The 26,683-nt window shown below is 73.6% G+C and carries 23 protein-coding genes; 17 read left to right on the forward strand and 6 right to left on the reverse strand.

The window, feature by feature from the left end; genetic code table 11:
• The first annotated feature begins 1 nt into the window (after nucleotide 1).
• From ACFFIA_RS34270 to ACFFIA_RS34280, 3 genes are all read left to right on the forward strand, one after another.
• Nucleotides 2–1,099, forward strand: coding sequence for a glycosyltransferase (locus ACFFIA_RS34270; protein WP_377259258.1), 1,098 nt, complete (start codon nucleotides 2–4; stop codon nucleotides 1,097–1,099).
• Complete coding sequence (locus ACFFIA_RS34275) at nucleotides 1,096–2,064, forward strand: lysylphosphatidylglycerol synthase domain-containing protein (protein ID WP_377259261.1); 969 nt, start codon at nucleotides 1,096–1,098, stop codon at nucleotides 2,062–2,064. Before ACFFIA_RS34270 ends, ACFFIA_RS34275 begins: the two co-directional genes overlap by 4 nt.
• Nucleotides 2,065–2,140: 76 nt before the next feature.
• Entirely contained in the window at nucleotides 2,141–2,938 is a 798-nt protein-coding gene (locus ACFFIA_RS34280; protein ID WP_377259264.1) for a class I SAM-dependent methyltransferase, read from the forward strand.
• Here the strand turns inward: ACFFIA_RS34280 and ACFFIA_RS34285 are convergent.
• On the reverse strand, nucleotides 2,931–3,701 hold the full coding sequence (locus ACFFIA_RS34285) for an aldo/keto reductase (RefSeq protein WP_377259267.1): 771 nt from the start codon (nucleotides 3,699–3,701) through the stop codon (nucleotides 2,931–2,933). The two genes, ACFFIA_RS34280 and ACFFIA_RS34285, sit on opposite strands and share 8 nt — an antisense overlap.
• A 70-nt stretch (nucleotides 3,702–3,771) precedes the next feature.
• On the opposite strand from ACFFIA_RS34285, the gene ACFFIA_RS34290 reads away from it, so the two are divergent.
• The gene (locus ACFFIA_RS34290) at nucleotides 3,772–8,142 is read left to right on the forward strand and encodes an SNF2-related protein (protein WP_377259270.1); all 4,371 of its coding nucleotides are present in this window, start codon (nucleotides 3,772–3,774) and stop codon (nucleotides 8,140–8,142) included.
• The gene (locus ACFFIA_RS34295) at nucleotides 8,139–9,026 is read left to right on the forward strand and encodes an SWIM zinc finger family protein (protein WP_377259273.1); all 888 of its coding nucleotides are present in this window, start codon (nucleotides 8,139–8,141) and stop codon (nucleotides 9,024–9,026) included. The genes ACFFIA_RS34290 and ACFFIA_RS34295 overlap by 4 nt, the downstream gene beginning before the upstream one ends.
• Nucleotides 9,027–9,066: 40 nt before the next feature.
• Here the strand turns inward: ACFFIA_RS34295 and ACFFIA_RS34300 are convergent, their stop codons facing one another.
• Nucleotides 9,067–9,897, reverse strand: coding sequence for an ABC transporter ATP-binding protein (locus tag ACFFIA_RS34300; RefSeq protein WP_377259276.1), 831 nt, complete (start codon nucleotides 9,895–9,897; stop codon nucleotides 9,067–9,069).
• A 161-nt stretch (nucleotides 9,898–10,058) separates the two neighbouring features.
• Here ACFFIA_RS34300 and ACFFIA_RS34305 point away from each other — a divergent pair, with 161 nt between their 5' ends.
• From ACFFIA_RS34305 to ACFFIA_RS34320, 4 genes are all read left to right on the forward strand, one after another.
• Nucleotides 10,059–11,036, forward strand: coding sequence for an NAD-dependent epimerase/dehydratase family protein (locus ACFFIA_RS34305; RefSeq protein WP_377259279.1), 978 nt, complete (start codon nucleotides 10,059–10,061; stop codon nucleotides 11,034–11,036).
• 43 nt (nucleotides 11,037–11,079) lie between these two features.
• A complete protein-coding gene (locus ACFFIA_RS34310) occupies nucleotides 11,080–11,916 on the forward strand; it encodes a phosphotransferase family protein (RefSeq protein ID WP_377259282.1) in 837 nt (278 codons plus the stop codon).
• 39 nt (nucleotides 11,917–11,955) lie between these two features.
• Nucleotides 11,956–12,342 (forward strand): cupin domain-containing protein, encoded by a 387-nt coding sequence (locus tag ACFFIA_RS34315; RefSeq protein WP_377259285.1) that lies wholly within the window; start codon nucleotides 11,956–11,958, stop codon nucleotides 12,340–12,342.
• 90 nt (nucleotides 12,343–12,432) lie between these two features.
• Nucleotides 12,433–13,050 (forward strand): histidine phosphatase family protein, encoded by a 618-nt coding sequence (locus tag ACFFIA_RS34320; protein ID WP_377259288.1) that lies wholly within the window; start codon nucleotides 12,433–12,435, stop codon nucleotides 13,048–13,050.
• A 4-nt stretch (nucleotides 13,051–13,054) separates the two neighbouring features.
• On the opposite strand, the gene ACFFIA_RS34325 is transcribed toward ACFFIA_RS34320, so the two are convergent.
• A complete protein-coding gene (locus tag ACFFIA_RS34325; RefSeq protein WP_377259291.1) occupies nucleotides 13,055–14,812 on the reverse strand; it encodes a hypothetical protein in 1,758 nt (585 codons plus the stop codon).
• 89 nt (nucleotides 14,813–14,901) lie between these two features.
• On the opposite strand from ACFFIA_RS34325, the gene ACFFIA_RS34330 reads away from it, so the two are divergent.
• The 6 genes from ACFFIA_RS34330 to ACFFIA_RS34355 all read left to right on the forward strand — a co-directional run bounded on the left by ACFFIA_RS34330 (nucleotide 14,902) and on the right by ACFFIA_RS34355 (nucleotide 19,368).
• Nucleotides 14,902–15,252, forward strand: a complete 351-nt coding sequence (locus ACFFIA_RS34330; RefSeq protein ID WP_377259294.1) for a hypothetical protein — start codon at nucleotides 14,902–14,904, stop codon at nucleotides 15,250–15,252.
• The gene (locus ACFFIA_RS34335) at nucleotides 15,249–16,172 is read left to right on the forward strand and encodes an FAD:protein FMN transferase (protein ID WP_377259297.1); all 924 of its coding nucleotides are present in this window, start codon (nucleotides 15,249–15,251) and stop codon (nucleotides 16,170–16,172) included. The genes ACFFIA_RS34330 and ACFFIA_RS34335 overlap by 4 nt, the downstream gene beginning before the upstream one ends.
• Entirely contained in the window at nucleotides 16,165–16,713 is a 549-nt protein-coding gene (locus ACFFIA_RS34340; RefSeq protein WP_377259300.1) for a ferric reductase-like transmembrane domain-containing protein, read from the forward strand. The genes ACFFIA_RS34335 and ACFFIA_RS34340 overlap by 8 nt, the downstream gene beginning before the upstream one ends.
• Nucleotides 16,710–17,999 carry an NADH-ubiquinone oxidoreductase-F iron-sulfur binding region domain-containing protein gene (locus ACFFIA_RS34345; protein WP_377259303.1) on the forward strand — a complete coding sequence of 430 codons (1,290 nt, stop codon included), beginning with the start codon at nucleotides 16,710–16,712 and terminating at the stop codon, nucleotides 17,997–17,999. Before ACFFIA_RS34340 ends, ACFFIA_RS34345 begins: the two co-directional genes overlap by 4 nt.
• On the forward strand, nucleotides 17,996–18,223 hold the full coding sequence (locus ACFFIA_RS34350) for a ferredoxin (protein WP_377259306.1): 228 nt from the start codon (nucleotides 17,996–17,998) through the stop codon (nucleotides 18,221–18,223). Before ACFFIA_RS34345 ends, ACFFIA_RS34350 begins: the two co-directional genes overlap by 4 nt.
• 197 nt (nucleotides 18,224–18,420) lie before the next feature.
• Entirely contained in the window at nucleotides 18,421–19,368 is a 948-nt protein-coding gene (locus ACFFIA_RS34355; protein ID WP_377259309.1) for an NAD-dependent epimerase/dehydratase family protein, read from the forward strand.
• 129 nt (nucleotides 19,369–19,497) lie between these two features.
• On the opposite strand, the gene ACFFIA_RS34360 is transcribed toward ACFFIA_RS34355, so the two are convergent.
• Together ACFFIA_RS34360 and ACFFIA_RS34365 are read right to left on the reverse strand one after the other, a co-directional pair.
• Entirely contained in the window at nucleotides 19,498–20,181 is a 684-nt protein-coding gene (locus tag ACFFIA_RS34360) for a helix-turn-helix domain-containing protein (protein WP_377259312.1), read from the reverse strand.
• A 71-nt stretch (nucleotides 20,182–20,252) separates the two neighbouring features.
• A complete protein-coding gene (locus ACFFIA_RS34365) occupies nucleotides 20,253–20,648 on the reverse strand; it encodes a VOC family protein (RefSeq protein ID WP_377259315.1) in 396 nt (131 codons plus the stop codon).
• 163 nt (nucleotides 20,649–20,811) lie between these two features.
• Here ACFFIA_RS34365 and ACFFIA_RS34370 point away from each other — a divergent pair, with 163 nt between their 5' ends.
• Both ACFFIA_RS34370 and ACFFIA_RS34375 read left to right on the forward strand, forming a co-directional pair.
• Entirely contained in the window at nucleotides 20,812–22,095 is a 1,284-nt protein-coding gene (locus tag ACFFIA_RS34370; RefSeq protein ID WP_377259318.1) for a citrate synthase, read from the forward strand.
• A gap of 37 nt (nucleotides 22,096–22,132) precedes the next feature.
• On the forward strand, nucleotides 22,133–24,109 hold the full coding sequence (locus tag ACFFIA_RS34375) for a hypothetical protein (protein WP_377259321.1): 1,977 nt from the start codon (nucleotides 22,133–22,135) through the stop codon (nucleotides 24,107–24,109).
• Between the two features lie 1,059 nt (nucleotides 24,110–25,168).
• On the opposite strand, the gene ACFFIA_RS34380 is transcribed toward ACFFIA_RS34375, so the two are convergent.
• Entirely contained in the window at nucleotides 25,169–26,647 is a 1,479-nt protein-coding gene (locus ACFFIA_RS34380) for a glutamate-cysteine ligase family protein (protein WP_377259324.1), read from the reverse strand.
• Between the last annotated feature and the right edge of the window lie 36 nt (nucleotides 26,648–26,683).

Raw genomic sequence — 26,683 nt, forward strand, 5'->3', positions numbered from 1 at the left:
CGTGCGAATCGCGATCGTGGGGCCGGCTCACCCGTACAAGGGCGGCATCGCCCAGTACACGACGGCACTGGCCCACGAGCTGACCGCGGCCGGGCACGAGGTGCGGCTGGAGTCGTGGTCGCACCAGTACCCGAAGCTGCTCTACCCGGGGCAGTTGACGGTCAGCGAGCCGGAGCTGCCGCCGTTCCCGGGGACCCACCGCGAGCTGTCGTGGCGCCGGCCCGACTCGTGGTGGGCGTGCGGTCGGCGGCTGCGCGGATACGACGTGGTCGTGCTGGTCACCGCCACGCCCATCCAGATGCCCGCCTACCGGGGCATCCTCGCCGGGCTGGGCCGCCGGCGCACCGCGCGCGTGGTCGCCCAGTGCCACAACGTGCTCCCGCACGAGCGGCGCGCGGCCGACGTGCGGCTCATGGCCGGCGTGCTGTCCCGTGTGGACGGCGTGCTCGTGCACACCGCCGAGCAGGCCAAGCTCGCCAAGTCGCTGACCGACAAGCCGGTGGTGGTCGAGCACATGGCGCCGATCGTGGTGGCCGCGCCGGCCGCCGCGGGGATCTCGTCCGAGCATCCCTTCCAGCGGCTGCTCTTCTTCGGCATCGTGCGGCCGTACAAGGGGCTCGACGTGCTGCTGCGCGCGATGGCGGCCGGGCCTCCCGAGGTGTCGCTGCGGGTCGCCGGCGAGTTCTGGGGCGGCCCGGAGGAGACCCAGAAGCTGATCGCCGACCTCGGGCTGGCGTCCAGGGTGGAGCTGCGCCCCGGATACGTCGACGCCGCCGACGTGCCGGGCCTCTTCGCCGACGTCGACGCGCTCGTGCTGCCGTACCGCGCGGCGACCGCCTCGCTCAACGCGTTCCTGGCGTTCGCCCACGAGCGGCCGGTGATCGCGACCCGGGTCGGCACGGTCGAGCAGGACGTGCGCGACGGTGTCGACGGCGTGCTCTGCGCCCCCGGCGACGTCGACTCGCTCGCCGACGCGCTGAGCCGCTTCTACGCCGAGGGCGAGCCGCTGCGGCTGCGGCTCGGCGTGCGGGCGACCGACACCGCGCCGGGCTGGCAGGCGTACCTCGGTGCGGTCCTCACGGCGGCGGACCGCTCGTGAGCGCCACCGCGTCCTCGGACACCGCGGTGTCCGGCAGTCTTCCCCCGCCGCCGCGGCGGCGGGGCTTCGGCATCTGGTTCAAGGTCGGTTTTCTGGTCCTCGCCGCCACGGCCGGCGTCTGGTACGTCGTCGCCAACTGGGACGAGACCGGCCCCGCGCTCCGCTCGATCGGCTGGGGCGCGGCGCTCGCCTCGGTGCCCCCGGCGGTCGCGGCGGGCATCGCCGGCATGCTCGCCTGGCGGCGCCTGCTCGCCGACCTCGGCCATCCGCTGCCGGTCGTCCCGGCCGGGCGGGTCTTCTACACCAGCCAGCTCGGCAAGTACCTGCCCGGTTCGGTGTGGACCTTCGTCGCCCAGGTCGAGCTGGCCAAGCAGCTCAAGGTGCCGCGCCCGGTGTCGTTCGCGGTGAGCATGCTCGCGATCGTGCTGTCACTGGCGGTCGGCCTGGGCATGGCGGTGATCCTGCTGCCCTTCGGCGGCGGTGACGCGCTGCGCCAGTTCTGGTGGCTGTGGCTGCTGCTGCCGGTGCTCGTCGCCGTGATCCATCCGGCGGTCACCACCTGGGGCATCAACCTGATGCTCCGCGCGCTGCGCCGGTCGCCGCTCACCGTCCGCCCCACCGGCCGGGGCATGCTCGCCGCCAGCGGCTGGCAGGCCCTCAACTGGTGCCTGATGGGCCTGCACTGCTTCATCCTGGTGCGCGCCGCGGGGGCCGAGGGCTGGACCGTGCTGCCCCTCGCGGTCGGCGGCTTCACGCTGGCGTACTGTGCCGGTGTGCTCTTCGTGCCGGCGCCCGCCGGCGTCGGTGTCCGGGAGCTGGCGCTCGGCGCCGCCCTCGCCACCGCGATCACCCCGCAGGCGGCGGCCGCCGTCGTGCTGGTCTCCCGCCTCGCGCTCGCCGTCGTCGACATGGGCATGGCAGCGCTCAGCATCCACCGAACCAGGCCCCCCGAGGAGCAGAAATGAGCGAGCGGAGCGAGCGAATCGCCAGATTCAGCCCGCCTGTTGCCGCATGCCCGTCGCCGGCGAAGGGAGGACGGGCATGAGCACGGCGGCACCGCCCGGAGGCGCGGCCACCGCGCTCGCCAAGCGCGTTGCGGAGAGCGCGCTCTGGACCCGCGTGCGGCTCCAGCGCGCGATCGCGGCGCCGGGCTCCCGTCCGGCCCCCATGCCCCCGACCGACGTGCTGCGCACGCGGGCGGAGTGGGAGCAGGCGGTCGCCGAGTGCCGGCGGCTGCGGCTGCCGCTGCACCACGACCGCCCCAAGAACTGGGACGCGCTCGGCGCCGTCGCCACGATCCTCGACCGCCTCGGCACCGGCGCCTCGGTGCTCGACGCGGGCAGCGCGCGCTACTCGTCCGTGCTGCCGTGGCTGCGCCTGTTCGGCCTCACCGACCTGGTCGGCAACAACCTCGAGTTCGGCGAGGACGTGCGGCGCGACGGGGTCCTCTTCCGGTACGGCGACATCACCGGCACCGACTTCCCCGACGGCCGCTTCGACGCGGTGACCTGCATGAGCGTGATCGAGCACGGGGTGCCGCTGGAGCCGTTCCTGGCCGAGTCGGCGCGGATCATCCGCCCCGGCGGGGTGCTCGTCGTCTCCACCGACTACGACCAGGACCCGCCGGACACCAGCGACAAGAAGGCGTACGGCGCGCCGGTCCACATCTTCTCCCCGGTGGAGATCAAGGAGTTCGTGGCGGTCGCGGAGAAGCACGGCCTGCGGCTGCTGGGCGAGCTGGCTCTGGAGCACGCCGAGCGCCCGGTGCACTGGAAGCGGGTCGGCATCGACTACACGTTCATCCGCTTGGCGTTCGCGCGCGACAGATCGTCTAGCTGATCGCGTCGATGCGGGCCATCTCCTCCTCGGTGAGGCTGAAGCCGGAGACGTCGAAGTTTTCCCGGATCCGCTCGGGCGTGGCCGACTTGGGGATGACCACGATCCCGTGCTGGATGTGCCACCGCAGGATGACGTGGGTCGGCTTCACGCCGTGGACGCGAGCCACCTCGGCGAGCACCGGATCGCGCAGGTCGCTGCGGCGGAAAGGGCTGTAGCCCTCCACCACCACACCGCGCTCGCGGTGCTGGGCAAGCAGCTTGGGCTCGTGGAGCGCGGGGCTGTAGGGGATCTGGTTGACCGCGGGCGTCACGCCGGTGGCCTCGGTCAGCGCGTCGATCTGGGCGATGCTGTAGTTGCTCACCCCGATCGCGCTAGTCAGCCCTTCCTCCCGCGCCGCGATGAACGCCTCCCACGTCTCCGGGCGGGCCGAGCCGTTCGGCGGCCAGTGGACCAGCCACAGGTCGAGCTTGTCGATGCCGAGCGCGGCGAGGCTGGCCGCGATCGTCTCGCGTTCGCGGCCCGCGCGTTCGGCGGGGAGCTTGGTGGTGACGAAGACCTCCGCGCGCGGCACGCCGCTGTCGGCGAGCGCCCGCCCCACCTCGCTCTCGTTGCGGTACATGGTGGCGGTGTCCAGATGCCGGTAGCCGGTCTCCAGCGCGACCCGCACCGGCTGGTACGCCTGCTTGCCGGGAAGCTGCCACGTGCCGAAGCCGAGCAGCGGCATGTCGTGGCCCTCGCCGATGCCCACGGTGGGTTGTGTCATGCACCCCAACCTACCCAGTGCCGCCGTGCCGTTCCGTGGCCTCGCGGGATCGTGCTGGCAGACTTGGGCGGTGCTGGTCGTACACGGTCTGTGGCTGCCCGCCGGCCACCTCGGCCTGTGGGCGGAAGACTCGACCCCGCCGCCCCGCGCGACCCGGCGGGCGGCCCGGCCGCATCCCTTCGCCGCTCCGGCCGAGGTGGTCGCGGCCGCGCTGGGCGACCTGGCCGCCAAGGGGAGTCACGGGTCCGCGACGCTGCGGCTGCCCACCGCCGGCGGGCGGCCACTCGACTCGCCCGAGCTCGTGCGCACCGAGGCCCCGGCCCGGTCCAGGGCCGCGGTGGCGCTCGCCCCCTGGCGCGTACCAACGCTTGAGCTGGACCCCGACGCGGCGGTGACGCTGCTTCGCGGGCTTGACGACGGCGTGGCTCATGGTGCTTCGCTGCGGCACGCGGCGGAGGTGGCGGCCTTCGCGGCGGACCTGGTGCGGCGCGGGCGGTTGCTGCCGGCGGTGGCCGGCGACGCGGCCGCGTGGCGGCCGCTGCTGACGGGCGGCGACGCGGCGTGGGCCCGCGCGCTCGCCGCCGCGCTCCCGCCCTCCGCGCGGGCCGGGGGAGGAGACCCCGCGGCGCTCGTCGGGGGCATGCTCGACGCGATGGTGGACGCCGCCGCCCGTGCCGCCTTGGAGGGGGTACGACTCGCGGGTGGGCGCGGCACCACCAGCGGCTCGTGGCTCGGTGCGCTGACCGGGCGTGACCGGCGGGTCGACGCTGACGCGTCCGAGCTGGCCACGCTCGCCGAGGCGGTGGCGCAGTGGCAGCGCGACGCGGCCGGCGGGGCGGTGCGGGCCTGCTTCCGGCTGGTGGAGCCTGGGGAGGAGGAGACGCGGGACTGGCGGGTCGACTTCGCGCTCCAGGCCGCCGACGAGCCCAGCCTGGTGGTGGACGCGGAGGAGGTGTGGCGTTCGCGCGGGGCACTCGACGCGCTCGCCCGGCACCTCGACGCTCCACAGGAGACACTCCTCACCGAGCTGGGGCGGGCCAGCCGGCTGTGGACCGAGCTCGACGACGCGCTCCGCACCGCCAAACCCTCCACACTGGACCTCGATGTGACCGGTGCGCACCGCTTCCTGCGCGAGGGGGCGCCGTTGCTGCACGCGGCCGGCTTCGGCGTGCTGCTGCCCACGTGGTGGGGGCGCCCCGGCTCGCGGCTCGGCGCCAAGCTCCGCGCCAAGAGCCGTACCGCCCCCGGCACCGTCGCCTCGGCCAGCGCGGTGGGCATGCGCTCCCTTGTGGACTACCAGTGGGAGCTGGCGCTCGGCGACGAGCCACTGTCCGAGAAGGAGCTGCGCGAGTTGGCGAAGCTCAAGACGCCGCTCGTACGCCTCCGTGGCCGCTGGGTCGAGTTGGACGCCAAGCACCTCGCGGCCGGGCTCAAGCTGCTCAAGTCGGGCGGCGAGATGAGCGTGGGCGAGCTGCTCCATCTCGGACTGTCCATGGAGGACGACCCGGACGCCCTCCCGATCCAGGCGGTGACCGCCGACGGCGCGCTCGGCGACCTGCTGGCCGGCGAGGCGGAACGCCACCTTGAGCCGATCGACCCGCCGGAGAGCTTCGCGGGCACGCTGCGGCCCTACCAGAGGCGCGGCCTGGCCTGGCTGACCTTCCTCCAGTCCCTCGGACTGGGCGGCATCCTGGCGGACGACATGGGATTGGGTAAGTGCTTAAGTGGCGACATGTCGGTATTTGTCAACGGGAAGCTCGTCACTGCCGAGCGGCTGTGGGCGGAGTACGCCGGACCGTCCATGTCGGACGGAGAGGGGGAGTGGGCCGCGCCGACGCGGCCGCTGATGGTGAACGCGCTGTCCGGGGGCCCGTTCCCGGGTCCGATGGTCGAAGCCCCGGTGCGCCGCCTCTACCGGCAGCACGTGAGCGAGTGGCTCCGGCGGATCCGGCTCGATGACGGTAGCGAGGTCCTGATCACCCGGCGGCACAAGCTGCTGGGCACGCACGGCTGGACCAACGCGATCAAGGTGGGCGACCGGCTGTGCGTGCCGGCGCGGCTGACCTGGCGGGGCGAGCCGGTCGACCCCGACCTGACGACGCTGCTGGCGTGGCAGATCAGCGAGGGCCATGAGCTGCCGACCGGCGCGCTGCGAATCTCGCAGAGGGACACGACCGTCCTCGACCGGGTGCGTCGCAGTGCCCTCGATGTGGGCGCCCGGCTGGGCGTGCGAGTCAACCGGCCGACGATCACCGTGAACGACAAGGGATGCGGCATCCTCGACATCCGCAGCGTGGCGTACATGCGCTACCTGGAGGAGCGTGGCTACCGGTGGGGCCAGCGGTCGGCGGGCAAGGCGATCCCGGACTTCGTCGTGGCGGCCGACGACGCGACCATCGCGCTGTTCCTGCGGGAGTTCTTCACGGCGGAAGGCTCCGTCGTCCCGGCGATGCGGATGGTGGAGATCAGCTCGGCCTCGCCGGTCATCATGCGGCAGCTCGCCACGATGCTGCGCCGCTTCGGCATCTGGCTGCGCTTCAGTGTCAAGCACAAGCGTGCCACCAACGGCTCCGGCATTCTCCGCCCCTACCACGTCGGTGTCATCGGCGGCCCGTCCCTACGTCTCTTCCAGGAGCACATCGGCTTCTCCGATCCGATGAAGACGGCCAAGCTGGCGAAGGTCTGTGCCAAGCCGGCCAACACGAACGTCGAGGGCGTCCCGGCGGGCGACATCCTGTCGTACGCGAAGTCGGTCACCGGCCTGCCGGCGCGCCACTTCGGCGTGGGCACGGTCTACTTCGCGGGCGGCCAGGAGACGTCGCGGGCGTCCGCGGCGCTCGCGGTCGCGGGCATGGACCGCATCCTCTCCGGCGAGGCAGCCGCGGAGTACGCGGCCCGCCCGCGCACGAGGTGGACGGCGGCGGTGACCGAGGCGTACCGGCGCCTGGACGTCGACGGCCTCGGCGACCTTCGGGACGCGCTCGCCTGGCGGGCGGGCAGCGAAGTGCGTTTCGCGGAGGTGGTGGAGGTCGAGGACGTGCACCACACCGGCTGGGTGTACGACTTCGAGGTCGCTATGCACCACAACTTCGTCGCCGGCGGGATGCTCTGCCACAACACCGTGCAACTGCTCGCGCTCATCTCGGGCGACGGGCCGCAGGTGGGGCCGACGCTGCTCGTCTGCCCCATGTCGCTGGTGGGCAACTGGGAGCGGGAGGCGGCGAAGTTCGCGCCCGGGCTGCGCGTGCACGTGCACCACGGCGCCGAACGGGCGCGCGGGGCGGAGTTCGCGGCGGCGGTGCGGGCTGCGGACATCGTGGTCACCACCTACTCGGTCGCGGCCCGCGACGCCGAGGCGCTGGGCGAGATCCCGTGGCACCGCGTGGTCGTCGACGAGGCGCAGGCCATCAAGAACGCCGCCACGCGCCAGGCCGCCGCCGTGCGCGCGCTGCCCGCCCGCCACCGGGTCGCGGTCACCGGAACGCCCGTGGAAAACCGCCTCGCCGACCTCTGGTCCATCATGGACTTCGCCAATCCGGGTTTGCTGGGCGGTGCGGCGGCGTTCAAGAAGAAGTACGCGCTGCCGGTCGAGCGGCACGGCGACGAGGAGGCGGCCGCGCGGCTGCGGCGGATCACCGGCCCGTTCGTGCTGCGGCGGCTCAAGACCGACAAGACGATCATCTCCGACCTGCCCGAGAAGCTGGAGATGGAGGTGCTCTGCAACCTCACCGGCGAGCAGGCGTCCCTCTACCAGGCGGTGGTCGACGACATGCTGGAGAGGATCGAGCGGAGCGACGGCATCGAGCGGCGCGGGCTCGTACTCGCCACGATGAGCAAGCTCAAGCAGGTGTGCAACCATCCCGCCCAGTTCCTGCACGACGACACGCGGCTCGCCGGCCGCTCGGGCAAGCTGGCCCGCCTGGAGGAGATCCTCGACGAGGTGCTGGCGGCGGGGGAGAAGGCGCTGCTGTTCAGCCAGTACGCCGAGTTTGGCGGCATGCTGCGCGCCCACCTCTCCGCCCGCCACGGCCGCGAGGTGCTGTTCCTCCACGGTGGAGTGTCCAAGAAGGACCGTGACGCGATGGTGGCCCGCTTCCAGGGTGACGGCGGGCCGCCGCTCTTCGTGCTCTCCCTCAAGGCCGGCGGCACCGGCCTCACCCTCACCGCCGCCAACCACGTCGTCCACGTCGACCGGTGGTGGAACCCGGCCGTCGAGGACCAGGCGACCGACCGGGCGTTCCGGATCGGGCAGCGGCGGGCGGTGCAGGTGCGCAAGTTCGTGTGCGCCGGCACGGTGGAGGAGAAGGTGGCCGAGATGATCCGCGAGAAGCGGGGCCTGGCGGCGCGGATCGTGGGTACCGGCGAGCAGTGGCTCACCGAGCTCTCCACCACCGAGCTGCGGCAGCTCTTCGCGCTGGAGGCGGGGGCGGTGGTGGAGTGACGCAGCCGCCCGACTTCCGCGAGTACGGCCGCACCCGTCCCGTCGAGGGCGGCCTCAAGGCACGCAGCGCCCGAGGGGCGATCGGCGAGTCGTGGTGGTCCCGCCGCTTCCTGGCGGTGCTGGAGTCGCTGGCCATCGGCAGCCGCCTCACGCGCGGCCGCTCCTACGCCCGCAAGGGCCAGGTGCTCTCGCTCACCGTGGCGCCCGGCGAGGTGAGCGCGGTGGTGCAGGGGTCGCGCGAGACCCCGTACGCGGTGACGATCGGCTTCGACCGCTTCTCCGCCGCGGTGTGGGCGCGGGTCGAGGAGGCACTGGCCGGCCAGGCCCTCTACAGCGCGCGCCTGCTCGCCGGCGACGTACCGCCCGAGCTGGAGGAGCTTTTCGCGCGGCTGGAGGCGCCGCTCTTCCCACAGGCGGTGGCCGACCTGCGGATGCGGTGCACCTGCCCCGACCACGCGGTGCCGTGCAAGCACCTGGCGGCGACGTTCTACCTGCTGGCGGAGGAGTTCGACGCCGACCCGTTCCAGTTGCTGCACTGGCGCGGCCGCTCCCGCGACGACCTGCTCGCCCGGCTCCGGCTGCTCCGCGGCGGCGGCGGCGTCGATGCCGTCTCCGGGGCACGCGGCCCCGCCCGCCCGAGCCCGCCGTCACCGATCGGCGCGGCCGCGGCCCTCGCGGACGTCGTGGACACCGCGCTGGAGGAGTCGGTCGACCGGTTCTGGCTGCCGCCCCAGCCCTTGCCCGAGCGGCCACCGACGCCGGAGACCGAGCCCGACCTGCTGCTGCGGCAACTGCCCACGCCGGGCCCGGTGCTGGGCGGTGCGGGGCTGGTCGCCCGGCTGCGGCCGGCGTACGAGGCGTTCGCGGAGTCGCCGGCCCCCTGAGCGGGCGGCGGTGCGGGCGGCGCGCCGCGTGCGGCGGGGATCAGGCGGCGTCGACCGCGGCGAGGGAGGGCTCGAGCGGGGCCGGGCGGCGGCGGGCGGCCGGGACCACCAGCGGGCTGCCCGTCTCCGGGTCGGGGATGACCCGGCAGTCGAGCCCGAACACCGCGCGCACCAGATCGGCGTCGACGACCTCGCCCGGCGCGCCCTCGGCCACCACGCGGCCGTCGCGCATGGCGATCAGGTGCGTGGCGTAGCGGCAGGCCTGGTTGAGGTCGTGCAGCACCGCGACCAGCGTGCGGCCGCCGGTCTCCTGGAGGTCGGCGCAGAGGTCGAGCACCTCGACCTGGTGGGTGATGTCCAGGAAGGTGGTGGGCTCGTCGAGCAGCAGGATGCCGGTCTGTTGGGCGAGCGCCATCGCCAGCCACACGCGCTGCCGCTGACCGCCGGAGAGCTCGTCGACGGGCCGGTCGGCGAGGTCGGCCACGCCGGTGGCGGCCATCGACTCGCGCACCACGCGCTCGTCCTCGCGGGACCACTGCCGCAGCAGGCGCTGGTGCGGGAAGCGGCCGCGGGCCACCAGGTCGGCCACGGTGATGCCGTCGGGCGCGATCGAGCTCTGCGGGAGCAGGCCGAGGCGGCGAGCGACCTCTTTGGACGGATACGACGTGATGGCCTTGCCGTCGAGGTGCACCGCGCCCGTGCGGGGGCGGAGCATGCGGGAGAGCGCACGCAGCAGCGTGGACTTGCCGCAGGCGTTGGGCCCCACGATCACGGTGAATGAATTGTCCGGGATTGTCACGCTAAGTTGCTCGGCGACGACCCGCTGGTCGTACGCGAGCGTGAGTCCCTCACCGGCCAGCCGCGACGGCACGGAATACCACCCCCGGTCCCGCAAAGTTTGGTGAGCCTAACATAACTGCTGGCCTGCGCTGTCGCGCAATCGACGTAGCTCTTTGGGGGGTCCGCCCCACGTTGCTAACGTCTGCGTCGGAGCGTGGGCTTTGAGGGAAGTGGGCGGTGAACGACGGAGCGATGAGCCTGAAAGCTCGGGCTCTGATCCTGGGCGGTGCCGACTTCTTCGGCCTGCACCTCGCGCGGCGGTTGGTCAAAGAGGGCTACCACGTGGTGGTCGTCGACAACCTGACCCGCGGACGTGACCGGGCCGAGGTGGCGGCGCTCGGCGCTACCCCCGGCGTGGAGGTGGTCGCCGGCGACCTCACCGACGGCGCGACCTGGGCCGCCCTGCGACGCGGCTGGGCGCAGATCTACCTGCTCGGCGGCGCGCCACCGCCCCGCGTGGTCGAGTCCGACCCGGTGCGGGCCGTGCGCGCCCACGCCCTCGCCGCCCTCCACCTCATCGACTGGGCCGCCCCCGGCGACAAGGTCTTCTTCGCCTCCTCCGGCGAGGTCTACGCGGACGGCGTCGAGGACGGCGTCGTGCAGGTGCCCACCGAGGAGGCCGAGCCGGTGGTGGTCGGCGACCTGGCCGAGCCCCGCTCGGCGTACGCGGCCAGCCGCCTCTTCGCCGAGGCCGCGCTCGTGCATGCCGCCCGCGCGGGGCGCAGCCGCGTGGTGGTGGGACGCTTCTACGACGTGTACGGCCCGCGCATGGGCGCCGACCACCTGATCCCGCAGATGTGCGTGCGGGCGGTGCGTGGCGACGACCCGTTCCGGGTGAAGGGGCCGCACCGCAAGCGCTCGTTCTGCTACGTGGACGACGCGGTCGAGGCGACGCTGCGGCTGATGGAGGCGCCGGCGGCGGTCGGTGAGATCGTCCACATCGGAAACGACGCGCCCCTGACGGCGGTCGGCGACGTGGCCCGCCTGGTGTTGCGGATCGCCGGCGTGGAGGCGCGCGTGGTGGCCGAGCCCGCCCCGCCCGGCTCGCCCGCCCGCCGCGCGCCCGACCTGGCCAAGCTGCGCCGCCTCACCGGCTGGGAGCCGTCGGTCGAGCTCGCCGACGGGCTGCGCCGCACCTTCTACTGGTACCGGCGGACCTGGGCGTCGTGACCTCCGTGGTCGCCCAGGTCACGGCCTCATAGGATCAAGGGCCATGGGGGATTCCGAGGCGCGGGCGCGGGAGCTGGTGGCGGCGCACCTGCCGGGCTACGAGGTGGCGTCGCTGGCGCGCCTGGGCGCCGGGCTCGACCACGTGGCGTACGAGGTGAACGGCGAGCTGATCGTCCGCTTCGGCGGTGGCGTCGAGGCCGACCGGGAGGCGCGGCTGCTCACCGCGGTCGGCGGCTTCTCGCCGCTGCCCGTACCGGTGCCGCGCTTCACCGACGCGGGCTGCCTGGCGTACCAGAAGCTGCCCGGCGTGCCCCTCATCGACGCCGCCGGTGTCGACGGCGTCCCGGTGGCGGCGGCGCTGGGGGGTCTGCTCGCCTCGCTGCACGCCGCGCCGGCCGAGCGGATCGAGCGGCTGGTCGAGACCGACGAGCTGCCCATGGCCGAGTGGCGGCGGGAGGCGGCCGAGACCTACGCGACGGTCTCCGCACACGTGCCGTCGGCGTACCGGCGGCGGATCGAGGCCTTCCTGGAGGCACCACCGCCGGACGACCCGGCCGCGCTCGCCTTCTCCCACAACGACCTGGGCATCGAGCACGTGCTGGTCGACCCGGCCAGCGGCACGGTCACCGGCGTCATCGACTGGAGCGACGCGGCGATCGTCGACCCGGCGTTCGACTTCGGGCTGATCCACCGCGACCTGGGCCCGGCGGCGCTCGACGCCGCCCTGGCCGCGTACGGCCCGGCGCCTGAGGGCCTGCGCGGGCGCGCGGTCTTCTACGCCCGGTGCAAGGTCTTCGAAGACCTGGCGTACGGGCTGGAGTCCGGCCGGCAACGCTACGCGGACAAGTCGCTGGCCGCCCTGGAGTGGCTCTTCGCGTAGCGCGCGCCCGTCCTGGACACGCGGGGGAGAATGCTGGGCATGAAGCCGGTCAATCTCAGCGCCGCCCTCGCCTCATTCGACGACGTCTACAGTCCCCGCATCGTGCAGCGGATGAACGACTACGACGTGCGGATCGCGCACGTGGAGGGCGAGCACGTCTGGCACACGCACGCCGACACCGACGAGTTCTTCCTGGTCCTCGCGGGGCGGTTCGACGTGGCGGTGCGGGCCGCCGACGGCACCGTGACCACTGTGGAGCTGCGGCAGGGCGACACCTACGTCGTGCCCCGCGGCACGCCGCACAAGCCGTCGTCGCCGGGTGGCTCGATCCTGATGTTCGAGCCGTCGGGCACGCTGAGCACGGGCGACGCCGAGGCCGGTGAGATCCCCGCGCACGTCGACAGCACCGCCGGCCACGACCTCTAGCGAGCTGTCGGGGCGTCGCGTCCGGGCTCCGGTGGCCCCGCGAGGGGGATCACGACGGCGGGTCCCGTTCGGGTCCTAGGCTTGAGCGCCATGCGGTTGGTACTCGTCCGTCACGGTGAATCGGAGCACGGGCGGCGCGGCCTCGTCGCCGGGCCCCGTGGCTGTCCCGGCCTCACGCAGCGGGGCCGGGAGCAGGCGCGGGCGCTGCGGCGCCGGTTCGCCGACGAGGAGTTCACGGCCGACGTGCTGCTCTCCAGCGGCACGCCGCGGGCGCAGGAGACCGCGCGCATCCTCGCCCCGGCCGTGTACGCGGAGGAGGTCCTGGTCGACTGCGACCTGTGCGAGCTGCACCCCGGGCAGGGCGACGGGCTGCCGATCGCCGAGTTCGCCGCGCGGTACGGGTCGTTCGACGTGCAGGCCGAGCCCAACCGCGTGGTGGCGCCGGGCGGGGAGTGCTGGAACGACTTCGTCACCCGCGTCCGCCGCACCACCGACAGCTTGCCCCGGCGCTTCCCTGGGCGGACGGTGGTGGCGGTCAGCCACGGCGGCTTCATCACGTGGGCGTTCCTGACCCGCTTCGACGTGCCCCGGCCAGGCACCGGGGCGTACGTCAACCCGTCGTTCACGTCGATCACGGAGTGGGAGTACACCGAGCCGAACGGGCCGTGGCACCTGATGCGCTACAACGACACGGCCCACCTCGACTGACCGCTCAGAAAAGGGCGACGCCGTGCTCCGGGCAGTCCCGGATGTTCGCCACCATCTCCGGTACGCAGTACGCGGGCAGCCCCACCAGCAGGTCCTTGCCGTAGACCAGCACCACCGCGCCGTTGAACTCGTGCCGCTCCACCGGCGGCCCGAACTGGGCGGTCGCCACCGCCTCGGCCCGTGAGCCGGGGTTGCGCGTGTCCAGCACGAGGAACGTGGCGTCCTGCGCCCCGGCGTCGTACCAGTCCACCTTGGACTCCCAGCGGTACGCGGCCACGCGGTCGCCGGCCACCACCGGGCGGACCTTGACCCGGCCGCTGGTGAGGAGCGTGATGTTGTTGGCGTTCCAGTACTCGCCGAGGCCGTAGTGGAGGCCGCGGTCGTCCAGCCACTCGGCGACGTCGACCGCGTGCCCCGGCGCGCCCTTCGCCGCCGCGTGGCCGACCAGCTCCGCCCCGAGCAGCGCGAGCACCGCGGCGGTCGCCGGTACGACGGCGCGCCCCCGCGCCTGCCGGGACAGCTCGGCCAGGCGCGGCCCCCACACGCGACCGGCCAGCACCGCGCCGAGCGGTAGCACCGCCACCACCTGGCGGGCGGAGAGCAGGTCGGTCGGGAGCGCGGAGACCACGAACGCGCCAAGGTTGACCAGGATGGCGACGGCGCACAGCTCGGCGAGGCGGTCGCCCGGCTCGCCGGGGCGGCGGCGTAGCGCCCGCGCGACCACGACCACCAGCGCGGCGGCCGCGGCGAGCAGCCCCACCAGGTGTACGGCGCTCATCAGCGTGTCGGCGGCGTTGACCCGGTCCGGCGGGTACGCCCCGTAGTTGACCGCCACCACGCGCAGCCCCAGCCAGAGGTGGCTCGGGAGGCTGGTGAACGCGGCCAGCTTCGCCTCGGCCGCGTGGGCACCGAAGCCGCCGGCCGCGCGCAGCAGCGAGAGCGCCACCTGGGCCAGGACGACCGAGCCGACGCCGGCCAGCACCAGCCGCGCGTCGAGGCCGCGCCACGAGCGGTCGCGCCAGGCGCGTACGGCGCAGACCAGCATGAGCGGGAGCACGCCGATGTACATGACCAGCGGGTCGGCGATCTGCGCCCAGGCGAGCAGCGCCGCGATGACCAGCGGCAGCCCAAGCCCTGGAGCTGGCGAGGTCCGGTCCGAGGAGCGCAGCGACGAGGACGGACCGGGGCGGGCGCCCGTGGCGCCCAGCGAGCGGAGCGAACGCGGCCAGCGGAGCCCGGGGCGGTACCGCTCCAGCACCAGCCAGGTGATCAGCAGCGGGATCGCCGTGCCGGTGTGGTCGGGGCCGGTGAGCTGCGTGATCGCGGCGTGGCCGAGCGCCGGTACGGCCACGATCCCGACCGCCACCGCGACCCGCAGCGCCGCCTCCCGCCCGGTGGCCCGCCCCTTCGCCGCGAACGCGACCACCAGGACCAGGAGCGTGAAGACGAGGGCCGCGAGCGCGTGCGTGGTGTCGTCGTGGAACCCGTACACCACCTCGACCAGCATGAACAGCAGCAGCTCGTTGGTGTAGAAGGACACGTCGGTGACCGTCCACCCCCGTAGGAGCAGGTTGCCGTCGAGCATCTCCCGCGCCTGGAGCGCGTTGCTCGCGTTGTCGGAGTTGACGCCGAGTTGTCGCGATATCAGCAGGTAGGCCACGAAGAGCAGCGGCGCCGCCGCCACCGCCAGCAACCACGGCCGCCGGAGCGCCCGGCGCGAATCGACGTTTTTCGGAGGTACGTCCGTCACTGCCCGTTCCACCGGAGGCACCGTACCGTACGAAGCGGTGAACCCTGCGGCGGAACCGTCCGTACAACTGGTTACTCGTCACCTGTGTGAGGGAGCCGTGCGTGAGGGAGCCGACGGAGTCGACGGATCGCCACCGACCCCGGCACGTGGACCGGCGTGACCAGGGGCTGCGCAGACAGCGACTGGTGACGCAGGCGGCCGCGGGCGGCGCGACCGCGCTCGCGCTGCTGTTCGGCTGGGCGTTCGCACAGCCCGCGCCGGCCGCCGACCCGCCGGCCGAGCAGCCGTCGCCCGCGCCGGCCGAGCAGCCGCCCGCCGCGAAGAAGCCGGCCGCCGGCACGGCCGAGAAGCCAGGGCTGAAGGCACCGGCCGAGGCACCGGAGGAGGCACCGCCGGCCCAGGAGAAGGCGGCACCTCCACCACCGCCGGACACGCAGTCGGGCGGATCATGACGACGGTACGGGCGGCGCCGCATCGCGCCGCCTTTTCCGCACTCGGCACCACGGCCGTCCTGCTCGTCACCGACGGCGCGGCCCTGGCCGAGGGGGAGCGGCTGCTCCGGGCCGACCTGGCCGAGGTCGACGCGGCCTACAGCCGGTTCCGGGACGACTCGGAGATCGTGCGGCTCGGCGCGTACGAGGGGCGGCCCGCACCGGTGAGCCCGCTGCTCGCCGGCGCGCTTTACGCCGCCCTGCGCGCGGCCGAGGCCACCGACGGCCTGGTCGACCCCACCGTCGGCCAGACCATGATCGACCTCGGGTACGACCGGGACTTCGCGCTCGTCGGGGCCGCCAGTGGACCCGCACCGGCGCCCCGCCCGGCGCCCGGCTGGTGGCGGGTCCGGCTGGACAGCGAGGCCGGCGAGGTGGTGGTGCCCCGCGGGGTCCGCCTCGACCTGGGCTCGACCGGCAAGGCGTACGCGGCCGACCGCGCCGCCGCCCGCATCGCCGCGCTCGGCTGCGGAGTGCTCGTCTCGCTCGGCGGCGACCTCGCCACCGCCGGGCCGGCGCCCGAGGGCGGCTGGCTGGTCGGGGTCGGCGACGACCACCGCGCGGCCGCGCCCGGCGACCCGGTGGTGACGATCCGCTCCGGCGCGCTCGCCACCTCCAGCGTCGCGGTGCGCGCGTGGCGGCGGGCCGGCCGCGCCGTACACCACATCGTCGACCCGCGCACCGGAGACCTGCCGGCACCGGTGTGGCGTACCGTCTCGGTCGCCGCCCGGTCTTGCGTGGACGCGAACGCCGCGGCGACGGCGGCGATCGTGCGCGGCGAGGGCGCGGACGCCTGGCTCGACGGGGCCCGGCTCCCGGCCCGGCTGGTCGGTCACGACGGAGGGGTCGTGACCGTCGGGGGGTGGAGGTCACATGCCTGACGTGTCCCTCTGGCACGTGGCGCGGGCCAGCGGCTTCGTCTCGACGCTGCTGCTCACCGCCACCGTGCTGCTGGGCATCCTCGGGCCGATGCGGGTCGGCACGCCGAGCTGGCCCCGGTTCACGCTCGCCGGCCTGCACCGCAACATCTCGCTGCTCACGCTCGTGCTGCTCGCGATCCACCTGGCCGCCGTCGCGATCGACTCGTACGTGCCGATCACCTGGGCCGACCTGGTCGTGCCGTTCGTGTCGGCGTACCACCCGTTCTGGCTGGGGCTCGGGACGGTCTCGTTCGACATCCTCCTGGCCCTGCTGGTGACCAGCCTGCTGCGGCCCAGGATCAACCCGCGGCTGTGGCGGGTGCTGCACTGGTCGGCGTACCTCTGCTGGCCGCTCGCGCTGGTGCACGGGCTGGGGATCGGCACCGACGCGCTTTCCGGCTGGCCGCTCGGCCTGTCGGTGTTCTGCACGGCGGCCGTACTGGCCGGCGTGGGCTGGCGGGTCATCGCCGCCCGCAAGAGGATCCTGGCGAGGCTCTCATGACGATCATGCTGGAACGCGGCGCGCGGCAGGGCACGCTGCCCCGGCTGCTGGCGGGCGGGCGGCGGCTGGCCGAGCACCGCGCGACGTACGGGCAGATCCCCCTGCGCCGCTTCTCCGGCGAGGACGGGCGGCGGGCGCTGGTGCGCGCGATCGCCGACGCCGGGCTGCGCGGGCGGGGCGGCGCCGGCTTCCCGACCGGCAAGAAGATGACCAGCGTCGCCGCCGGCGCCAAACGGCCGGTGGTGATCGCCAACGGCTGCGAGTCCGAGCCGGCCTGCCGCAAGGACAAGATGCTGATGGCCTGCGCGCCGCACCTCGTGCTCGACGGTGCCGTGCTCGCCGCGCACGCGGTGGGGGCCGACCGGGTCTACCTTTGCGTGGAGCGGGGCACCAGCATCGCCGACCGCCTCGAACGCGAGCTGGCCCAGCGCGACGACCCGGTGAAGTGGAAGCTGGTCCGGGTCCCCCGGCGGTACGTCTCCAGCGAGGAGTCCGCCCTCGTCCACTTCATCGACCACGGCGACGGCCGGCCGACTGCGGTGCCGCCCCGTCCGTTCGAGAAGGGCGTCGGCGGCCGCCCCACGCTCGTCGACAACGTGGAGACGCTGGCCCACGTGGCGCTGATCGCCGCGTACGGGCCGGGCTGGTTCCGCGAGATCGGCACGCCCACCGACCCCGGCTCGACGCTGGTCACGATCGGCGGCGCGGTGGCCCGCCCCAACGTGTACGAGATCGCGCCTGGCATGCGCATCGGCGAGGTGCTCGACGCGGCCGGCGGCGCGGTGGAGCCGATCGGGTCGGTGCTGGTCGGCGGCTACTTCGGCACGTGGGTCCCGATGCCCGAGGGCTGGAGCCTGCCCCTCTCGCACGACCGCACCGGCCCGCTCGGCACCACGCTCGGGGCCGGCGCGATCGTCGCGCTCCCCGCCGAGTCGTGCGGCCTCGCCGAGACCGCGCGCGTGGTGCGCTACCTCGCCGAGGAGTCGGCGCAGCAGTGCGGGCCGTGCATGTTCGGCCTCCCGGCGATCGCCGCCGACCTGGCCGCGGTCGCGTACGGCCGCTGCGACCCGGCGACCCGCCAGCGCCTCACCCGCCGCATCGCCCAGATCAACGGCCGCGGCGCCTGCCGGCATCCTGACGGGGCGACCCGGCTGGCGACCAGCGCGCTCACCGCCTTCGCCGCCGACCTGGAGACCCACATGGACGGCTGGACGTGTACCGGCGTCAGCCGCGACCCGATCCTCCCGCTGCCCGACCGGCGGCACCGCGACCGGACCTGGAAGTGACCGTCCCGGCCGGCCTGCGGTTGCAGGTGGACATGATCAAGTGTGTCGGCCACGCGTCGTGCCTGGAGCTGCTGCCCGAACGCGTGTCGCTCGACGAGTGGGGCTTCCCGATCATCGAGACCGACCCGCTGCCGCCGCACCTGGTGGCGCACGCCCGGCGGGCGGTCGCGGCCTGCCCGACGCTGGCGTTGCGGCTCGACGGGCAGTTGGCGCGGCAGCGCTGACCCCCGGGCGGCGCGCCGCCACTCCTGGCGGTGCCTTCCGCCGTGGCACCGCTACCGGCGGTGCGTGCCGGTGTGCCGCCGCTCGCGCGTGGTGCGTGCCGGTGTGCCGCCGCTTCGGGCGGTGTGTGCCGGTGTGTCGCCGGCTTCCGGTGGTGCTTTCTCCGCGAGGGGGAAAGCACCACGCGGAGGTGAAGGACATGCGAGTCTTCGTCACGGGGGCGAGCGGGGCGATCGGGCGCCACCTCGTACCAGGGCTGGTCGCGGCGGGTCACGAGGTCACCGCCACCACCAGGACGCCGGGCAAGGTCGGGCAACTGCGCGCGGCGGGCGCGAAGCCGGTGGTCCTCGACGGGCTGGACCACGACGCGGTGCTGGCGGCCGTGGCGGACGCCCGCCCCGAGGTGATCGTGCACCAGATGACCGCGCTGGCCGGCCTGCGGAGCCTCCGCCGGGTCGACCGGGTCTTCGCCGCCACCAACGAGCTGCGGACCCGGGGCACCGACAACCTGCTGGCCGCCGCGGCCCGGGCGGACACGCGCCGGGTCGTCGCGCAGAGCCACAACTTCGTGTACGAGCGCTCCGGCGGCCCGGTGAAGACCGAGGACGACCCCCTCGACGCGCGACCCATCACGGCCGCCACGCGGACGGTGACGGCGATGAAGTACCTGGACCGGACCGTCCCGTCCACCGTGCCGGAGGGAGTCGTGCTGCGCTACGGCACCTTCTACGGGCCGGGCGCCTCGGAGCAGTTGCTCGACGGCGTGCGGAAGCGGCACCTGCCGGTGATCGGGGGCGGTACCGGGATCTGGTCGTTCATCGAGATCAGCGACGCCGCGGCCGCCACGCTCGCCGCGGTCGAGCGCGGCGCTCCCGGTGCCTACAACGTGGTGGACGACGAGCCGGCGCCGGTCGCGCAGTGGCTGCCCTACCTGGCCGAGGTCGCCGGCGCGAAGCCGCCCCGGCACCTGCCCGCCTGGCTCGGCCAACTGCTCGCCGGGGAGTTCGTCGTGGCCCAGATGACCGCCGTGCGCGGCGCCTCGAACGAGAAGGCGCGCCGGGAACTCGGCTGGGAGCCGCGGTACGCGAACTGGCGGGAGGGGTTTCGGGCCTGGGCCGGCAGCGCCTCCCGCGCACCGGCCCGATGACCGCGCGGGCGCACCTTAGCGCCTTCGGGCCTTGCGGGCCTTCGCGCCTTGCGGGCCTCCGGGGCCTTGCGGGCCCTTCTGGCGTGCGGGAGCCGCGTTCGGGCCTTCCGGTGGGAGCGGGCGTGGCCGTCAGGGCTGAAGCAGGGCGCGTGGCGGGACGCCGGCCAGGGCGCGCGTGTCGCGGGACAGGTGGGCCTGGTCGGCGTAGCCGGCCTCGGCCGCGACCGCCGCCAGCGGCGTGCCGCCCCGGGCCAGCTCCAGCGCCCGCCCGAGGCGGAGGATGCGGGCCAGCGTCTTCGGCCCGTAGCCGAACGCGGCGAGCGACCGCCGGTGCAGGTGGCGCTCGGTCATCCCGACCTGGTCGGCGACGGTGGCCACCGGTGTGCCGGCCCGCAGCAGCGCGACGACCCGCGGGAGGGCCGGGTCGGGGCCGCCGGCCGCGGTGAGCCGCCCCGCCGCCACCTCCTCCAGGACCCGCCCCGGGGCGGCGGCCACGCGCTCGGCGGCCTCCCGCGCCGACCCGGCCGGCCAGAGCGCGGCCAGCGGGACGCGGGCGTCGCGGAGCTCGTCGGCTGGCACGCCGAGCGCGGCGGGGGCCACGCCCGGCGCGAAGCGGAGGCCGACGATCGTCTCACCGGCGGCCAGCGACGACTCGTACGCACGCGTGTCGGGGCCGGCCACGACCAGCTCGCCGCGCCACCAGAGCAGGTCCATGCAGCCGTCCGGCAGGACCCGCCCGGCGCGCGGCTCACGCCCGGCCGACCGGCGCCACACGTAGGCGCCGGGCAGGCGGGAGGGGCGCTCCACGTACACACGGCGAGGCTACCGCCGGCCCCTGACAGCGCCGGCGTGCGCAGTCGCCGACGCCGGCCTTCGAGGGACGCTCAGGACAGCGGGGCGAAGAGGTCCACGCCGTTGCCGTCGGGGTCGTGGACCACCGCGTACCGCTGGCCCCAGACGGCGTCCCAGGGCTCCTTGTGCCCCTCGTACCCCGCGGACACCAGGTCGGCGTAGACCTTGTCGACGTCGGCCGCGTCGTCGCAGGCGAAGGCGAGCGCCATCCTCGCGCCGCCCTCCTTGGGCGCCTGCCATCCGGGATCGAACGAGCGGATGGTCTCCACCGTGTCGAGGAGCAGCCGCAGGCCGCCGGGGAGGGGCGCCTCCACGTGGGGTTCGGAGTCGGCTCCTTCGGGAAAGTCAAGGCCGAGACGGCGGTAGAAGGACAGGGAACGGCTCATGTCGGCCACGACCAGGCCGATCGCGTCTACTCGAGGTGCCATGGTCACCACGCTATGAGGTCACCCGGTAGGGGTCTTGAACAAAACAGACAAGGCATAGTGACGCATTCCTCAGCCACGGGCGCGGCCGGGCCTACCAGGGCCGGAGGGATTACGGTTGAGTAAAGCCGTACACGAAAGAATCTGCGGGCGAAGCGAGGCACCCATGACGGTTGTGAAGCTCGAGCACCACGGCGGACAGCTCCCGATGCCCGTGCACGACGCGGTCGAGGGCGCCTCCGGCATCGACATCGGCAAGGTGCTCAAGGAAACCGGGTACGTCACCTTCGACCCGGGTTTCGTCAACACCGCATCCACGACCTCGGCGATTACGTACATCGATGGCGACGCGGGCATTCTCCGCTACCGGGGGTACCCCATCGAGGAGCTGGCGTACCGCGCGTCGTTCCTCGAGACCTCCTACCTGTTGATCTACGGTGAGCTGCCCAACAAGGAGCAGCTCGAGACGTTCGGCAACAAGGTGCGCATGCACACGCTCCTCCACGAGGACCTGCGGCGCTTCTTCGACGGCTTCCCCCGTGACGCGCACCCCATGCCGGTGCTCTCCTCGGCGGTGAGCGCGCTCTCGACGTTCTACCAGGACAGCCTCGACCCGTTCGACGCCGACCAGGTGGAGATCTCCACGATCCGGCTGATGGCCAAGGTGCCCACCATCGCGTCGTACGCGTACAAGAAGTCGATCGGCCAGCCGTTCATGTACCCGGACAACGCGCTGGGCTACGTGGAAAACTTCCTGCGCATGACGTTCGCGGTGCCGGCCACGAGCTACGAGGTCGACCCGGTGGTCGCCAAGGTGCTGGACATGCTCTTCGTCCTGCACGCCGACCACGAGCAAAACTGCTCCACGTCGACGGTGCGGCTGGTCGGCTCCGCGCAGGCCAACCTCTTCGCCTCGGTCTCCGCGGGCGTGCACGCGCTCTCCGGCCCGCTGCACGGCGGCGCCAACCAGGCGGTGCTGGAGATGCTCGACCGCATCAAGGCCGACGGTGGCGACGTCAAGGCGTTCGTGCGGCGGGTCAAGGACAAGGAGCCGGGCGTCAAGCTGATGGGCTTCGGCCACCGGGTCTACAAGAACTACGACCCGCGCGCCGCCATCGTCAAGCAGGCCGCCCGCGACGTGCTGGAGCGCATGCACCAGCCCGACGAGCTGCTCGACCTGGCGATGCAGCTGGAGGAGATCGCGCTCGCCGACGACTACTTCGTCTCCCGCAAGCTCTACCCCAACGTCGACTTCTACACCGGCCTCATCTACAAGGCGATGGGCTTCCCGCCGAAGATGTTCACGGTGCTCTTCGCCCTCGGTCGGCTCCCCGGCTGGATCGCCCAGTGGCGCGAGATGATGGCCGACCCGGCCAACAAGATCGGCCGCCCGCGGCAGGTCTACACCGGCGCCGCCGCGCGCAGCTACGTCCCGATCGAAGAGCGCTAGCCCGGGGTACGATCCGCTCCGATCGAAGGAGCGGGTCGTGACGGGACAAGAGAAGACGGTGCGCGGACGGCGGGGCAACTTCGACCCCGCCGTCTTCGCGGTCGCGGCGGGCTCGCTCTTCGCGCTGTTGCTGCTGCGCAACCCGGTGACCTTCGGCCGCGTGGTGTACGAGCGCGGCGACTTCGCGGCCAACTCGGTCATCACCGCCGACGCCAAGCACCTGGAGCTGCTGGTCGGCAACTACTCGCGGCTCGGCTTCCACCACCCCGGGCCGGCGTTCTTCTACGTACAGGCGTTCGGCGAGTGGCTCTGGTACGACCTGCTCGGCGCCGTACCCACCCCCTGGAACGGGCAGTGGATCGGCCTGCTCGCGCTCAACTCCGTACTCCTCGGGCTGTGCCTCGCCATCCTGCACAGCTGGACCGCCTCGCGGCGGGTGACCGCCCTCTGCGGCGCGGCGGGCCTGCTCTACTTCGCGGTGCAGCCGGCGATCCTGGCGTCGGCGTGGATGCCCGACCTCTACGTGGCGCCCTTCCTGCTCCTGCTCACCGCCGCCGCCTCGGTCGCCGCCGGCCGCGTGGCGCACCTGCCGGCGCTCGCGCTCGCCGCCGGGCTGCTGGTACACGGCCACGTGAGCTTCCTGCTCTTCGCCCCGGTGATCGCCGGCGCGGCGGTGCTCGCCTCGCTGTGGACCGGCCGTCCGGCGTGGCGCGCGGGCCGGCTGGCCGTACTCGGCGCGGCCGGCGTCCTCGCCCTATTCGCGCTCCCGATCGTGCTCAACCTGCTGCTGCACTGGCCGGGGGAGTTCGCCCGCTACTTCGGGTACGGCGGCGCGCACGTCGCCCCGCCCGCCGGCGACGTCCTCCACTACGTGCTGCGCTACTACGCCTCCTGGACGCCGCTGGGCGCGCTCGCCGCGGCGGCCTTCTTCGGCGGCGCCGCGCTGCTCGTGCGCCGGCTCCCCGCCGGGCCTCCGCGCCGCTTCCTCGCCGCCGGCGTGTGCGCCGCCGTGCTCGCCACGATCCTCTTCGTGGGGTACGTGGCACGCGCCGTCGACGACCTCCGCTTCACCTACGTCGGGCAGTTCAGCCGCGCGGTACCGCTGTTGCTGTTGCTGGTGGTGGTGGCCGCGTCCGCGTCCGCGCCAGGCGCCCGTGTGCCGGGGTGGCTAGGGTCGCTCTCGGCGGCCGGCCTCCGCCACCTGACGCGCTTCTCCCGTCGTGCCGCGCCGGTCGCGGCCGGGCCGCCGGCCAGCCCGGCCGAGGTGGCGGGCGGGGGCTCGTCCGCTGGCACGACGGACCCGCCTCCATCCTCAGAGGCGGCCGAACTGGCGTCCTCTTCGGGTGTGGCTGGGTTGTCGGGCGTCGCGGCTTCGGCCGGGGCCCTTTCGGGCGTGGCCGAGCTGTCGTCCTCTTCGGGCGTGGCGGAGCTTTCGGGCGGGCTGGCTTCTTCGGGCGTGGTCGGGCTCTCGGGCGGACCCGTTGCCGTCGGGGCCTCTTCGGGCGTGGCGGGGCTGTCGGTCGGGTCGGTGTCCGTGTCGGGCGTGGCGGGAGCGGCGGGTCGGGTCGGGTCGGGGCCGACGGCGGATGGCGGGCGGCTGCCGGTGTGGCTGGCGTCCGACGGGCGGCGGCTGCCGGTGTGGTTCGCGGCGGCGGTGGTGATCGGCGCGTTGGGCGTGGGGAGCCGGGCGCCGGCCCTGCACACCATGCCCGAGCACGTGCCCGACATGCCTGCGGTGATGGCGGCTCTGCACGCGTACACGGGCGGCCGCACCGCTGTGCTCGACGTGCAGCAGGACACCTGGCCCGCGCTCACCGCGCTGGTCGTGCACGGCGACCGGATGGGCCCGAGGGTCTGCGCGCGTGACCCGTGGTGGGAGTTCATGCTCACGGACGAGTACATCTGCACGCCCGACGACATCGCCGTCGGCCGACCGGTCCGCCTCGTGAAGACCGCCCCCGAGGGCGCGACGGTCATCGCCCCGGTCGACGAATCCGTACTCACTGCCGGCTAGCCAGCGGCACGGGATCGCCGGCGCTGTCGCACCTTGAGGCGCCGGCCCCTCCGGAGTGCTGGCGGCGCCCGAGTGCTGGCGGGGCTTTCCGGGCATGGGTGCGGCCGTCCCGGGGCGCCGACGCGAACGCCTCCCGGGCGGGGACGACGTCACTGGCCAGGCGGCGGAGAGTCGGCGACCGCACCTGGCGCGACGCTGGGCGCACCGACGCGCCCAACCCGGGCGGACGCCGGATCCGCGACTCGCGGCGTGCATGCCGGGTCCGCCGGGGTTGTCACGCCGGACCCGGCAGGTGCGTGGGCAATGTCGGGGACATATCCTCTTCAAACCGGCCGCAAGGGGCTATGTCCCCGACAAAGCCTCCTGCGCGGGGCGACCAGGCAGGGGAGAGGGTCCGTCCGTGGCGACCAACTGACCCCAGAGGGTGAACTCTTCGCCACGGACGACCTGGATCTCCATGACCGCGAGTGTCTCGCCCCAAGCACGCGGATACGCCCTCGATCAACCAAACCCAGCCGCGCACACATCCCCGCCCGCTGCCGTCCCAGGAGCCCTGGAGCCCTGGAGCCCTGGAGCCCTCACACTACGGCGATCAGGGGATGCCACGACGAAGCCGCCGGATCAAGACGACTTGTGGCGCCGATAGCAGCCCTAACTCGTCTCGATCCGGAAGTCGCCCCGCCCGCTGGGCAACACTGACCATCCAACAACCATCCGCCCAGTCGCGGAGCTGAAAATGGTCGGCGACGCGGTCGCACGGACACCGCCCGACCCCAGCCCAGTCAGGCCCCGCCCGACCAGGCCAGGCCCAGGCCCGAACAGGCCAGGCCCGAGCAGGCCCGACCCAGGCCAGGCCCGACCAGGCCAGGCCAGGCCCGACCAGGCCCGACCAGGCCAGGCCCGAGCAGGCCAGGCCCGAGCAGGCCAGGCCCGAGCAGGCCAGGCCCGAGCAGGCCAGGCCCGAGCAGGCCAGGCCCGAGCAGGTCCGGCCAAGGCCAGGCCCGACCAAGGCCCAGCTGGGCCCCGAACAAGCCAGGCCCGGGTCGGGCTCGGGCGGGCCTAGTCGACGGGCCACTCGTGGACGGGGCGGTTTTCGTGCATGAGCGGGATGTACCGCTGGAGCACCGCCCGGAGCGCGTCGGGCCGGGCCAGATGGCCGTCGTCCTCCAGGCGGTGGAGGGTCTGGGCCTGCCAGGTCGCGCCGTTGCGTTCGGTCAGGCAGCGCTGCTCGATGACGCGCAGCAGGCGGTCGCGCTCGGCCGGGTCGACCTCCCACGCGTCGAGTCCGGCGTGGGCCAGGGGGAGCAGGCGCCGCAGGACGAGTTCCGTCACCGGCAGGTAGCCGAGCCCGGGCCAGAAAACCGTCGCGTCGATGCCGTGGCGGGCGCAGGCGTGGAAGTTCTCCTCGGCGGCGCTGAACGACATCTGCGACCAGAGTGGACGGTCGGAGTCGGCGAGCGCGCGGACCAGGCCGAAGTAGAAGGCGCCGTTGGCCACCGTGTCGACCACCGTCGGGCCCGCTGGCAGCACGCGGTTTTCCACGCGCAGGTGGGGGCGGCCGCGCACCACGTCGTACACCGGGCGGTTCCAGCGGTAGACCGTGCCGTTGTGCAGCCGCAGCTCGGTCAGCTGAGGGACGTCGCCGCGGGCCAGGATCTGCGCCGGATCGTCGTCGTCGCAGACCGGGAGGAGCGCGGGGAAGTAGCGGACGTTCTCCTCGAATAGGTCGAAGACCGAGGTGACCCACCGCTCGCCGAACCACACGCGCGGGCGTACCCCCTGGGCTTTGATCTCCTCCGGACGCGTGTCGGTCGCCTGTTCGAACAGGGGGACGCGGGTCTCGCGCCACAGCTCCTTGCCCAACAGGAAGGGCGCGTTGGCGCCGAGCGCGACCTGGACGCCGGCGATGCACTGCGCGGCGTTCCAGTACGCGGCGAACTGCCCCGGGCTGACCTGGAGGTGAAACTGCGTGCTCGTACAGGCCGCCTCGGGCGCGACCGTGTCGGCGGTGACCGCGAGTCGGTCGATGCCGTCGATGCGGATGTCGAGGTCTTCCCCACGGGCGGCGAAGATCTGCTCGTTGAGCAGCGCGTAGCGGGGGTTGGCGGAGAGCGACTCGATCGTGAGGTGCTCGCGGTTGAGCGTGGGGAGGATGCCGATCATGACCATGTGCGCGCCGGCGGTGCGGGCCTTGGCCTCGGCGGCGTTGAGGCTGTCGCGCACGTGCCGCTCGAAGCTGGCCATGCCGTCGCCGGTCAGCCGGCGGGGCGCCACGTTGATCTCGATGTTGAACTGGCCGAGCTCGGTCTGGAAGTCGGGGTCGGCGATCGCGGCCAGCACCTCGGCGTTGCGCATCGCCGGCTCGGCCTGCTCGTCGACGAGGTTGAGCTCGATCTCCAGCCCGGTCATCGGCCGCTCGAACTCGAACCGCGACTCGCGCAGCATCTCCGCGAACACGTCGAGGCACTGCCGCACCTTGCGCCGGTGCCGGGCACGGTCCTCCCGGCTGAACTCGTGCCGCTCCACCTCCGTGCCCATCCGTCCACGGTGGCACGGCGGTGACCGGCGGCGGTA

It is taken from the genome of Phytohabitans kaempferiae (assembly GCF_042433955.1).
In the GTDB taxonomy this organism is placed as follows: Bacteria; Actinomycetota; Actinomycetes; order Mycobacteriales; family Micromonosporaceae; genus Phytohabitans; species Phytohabitans kaempferiae.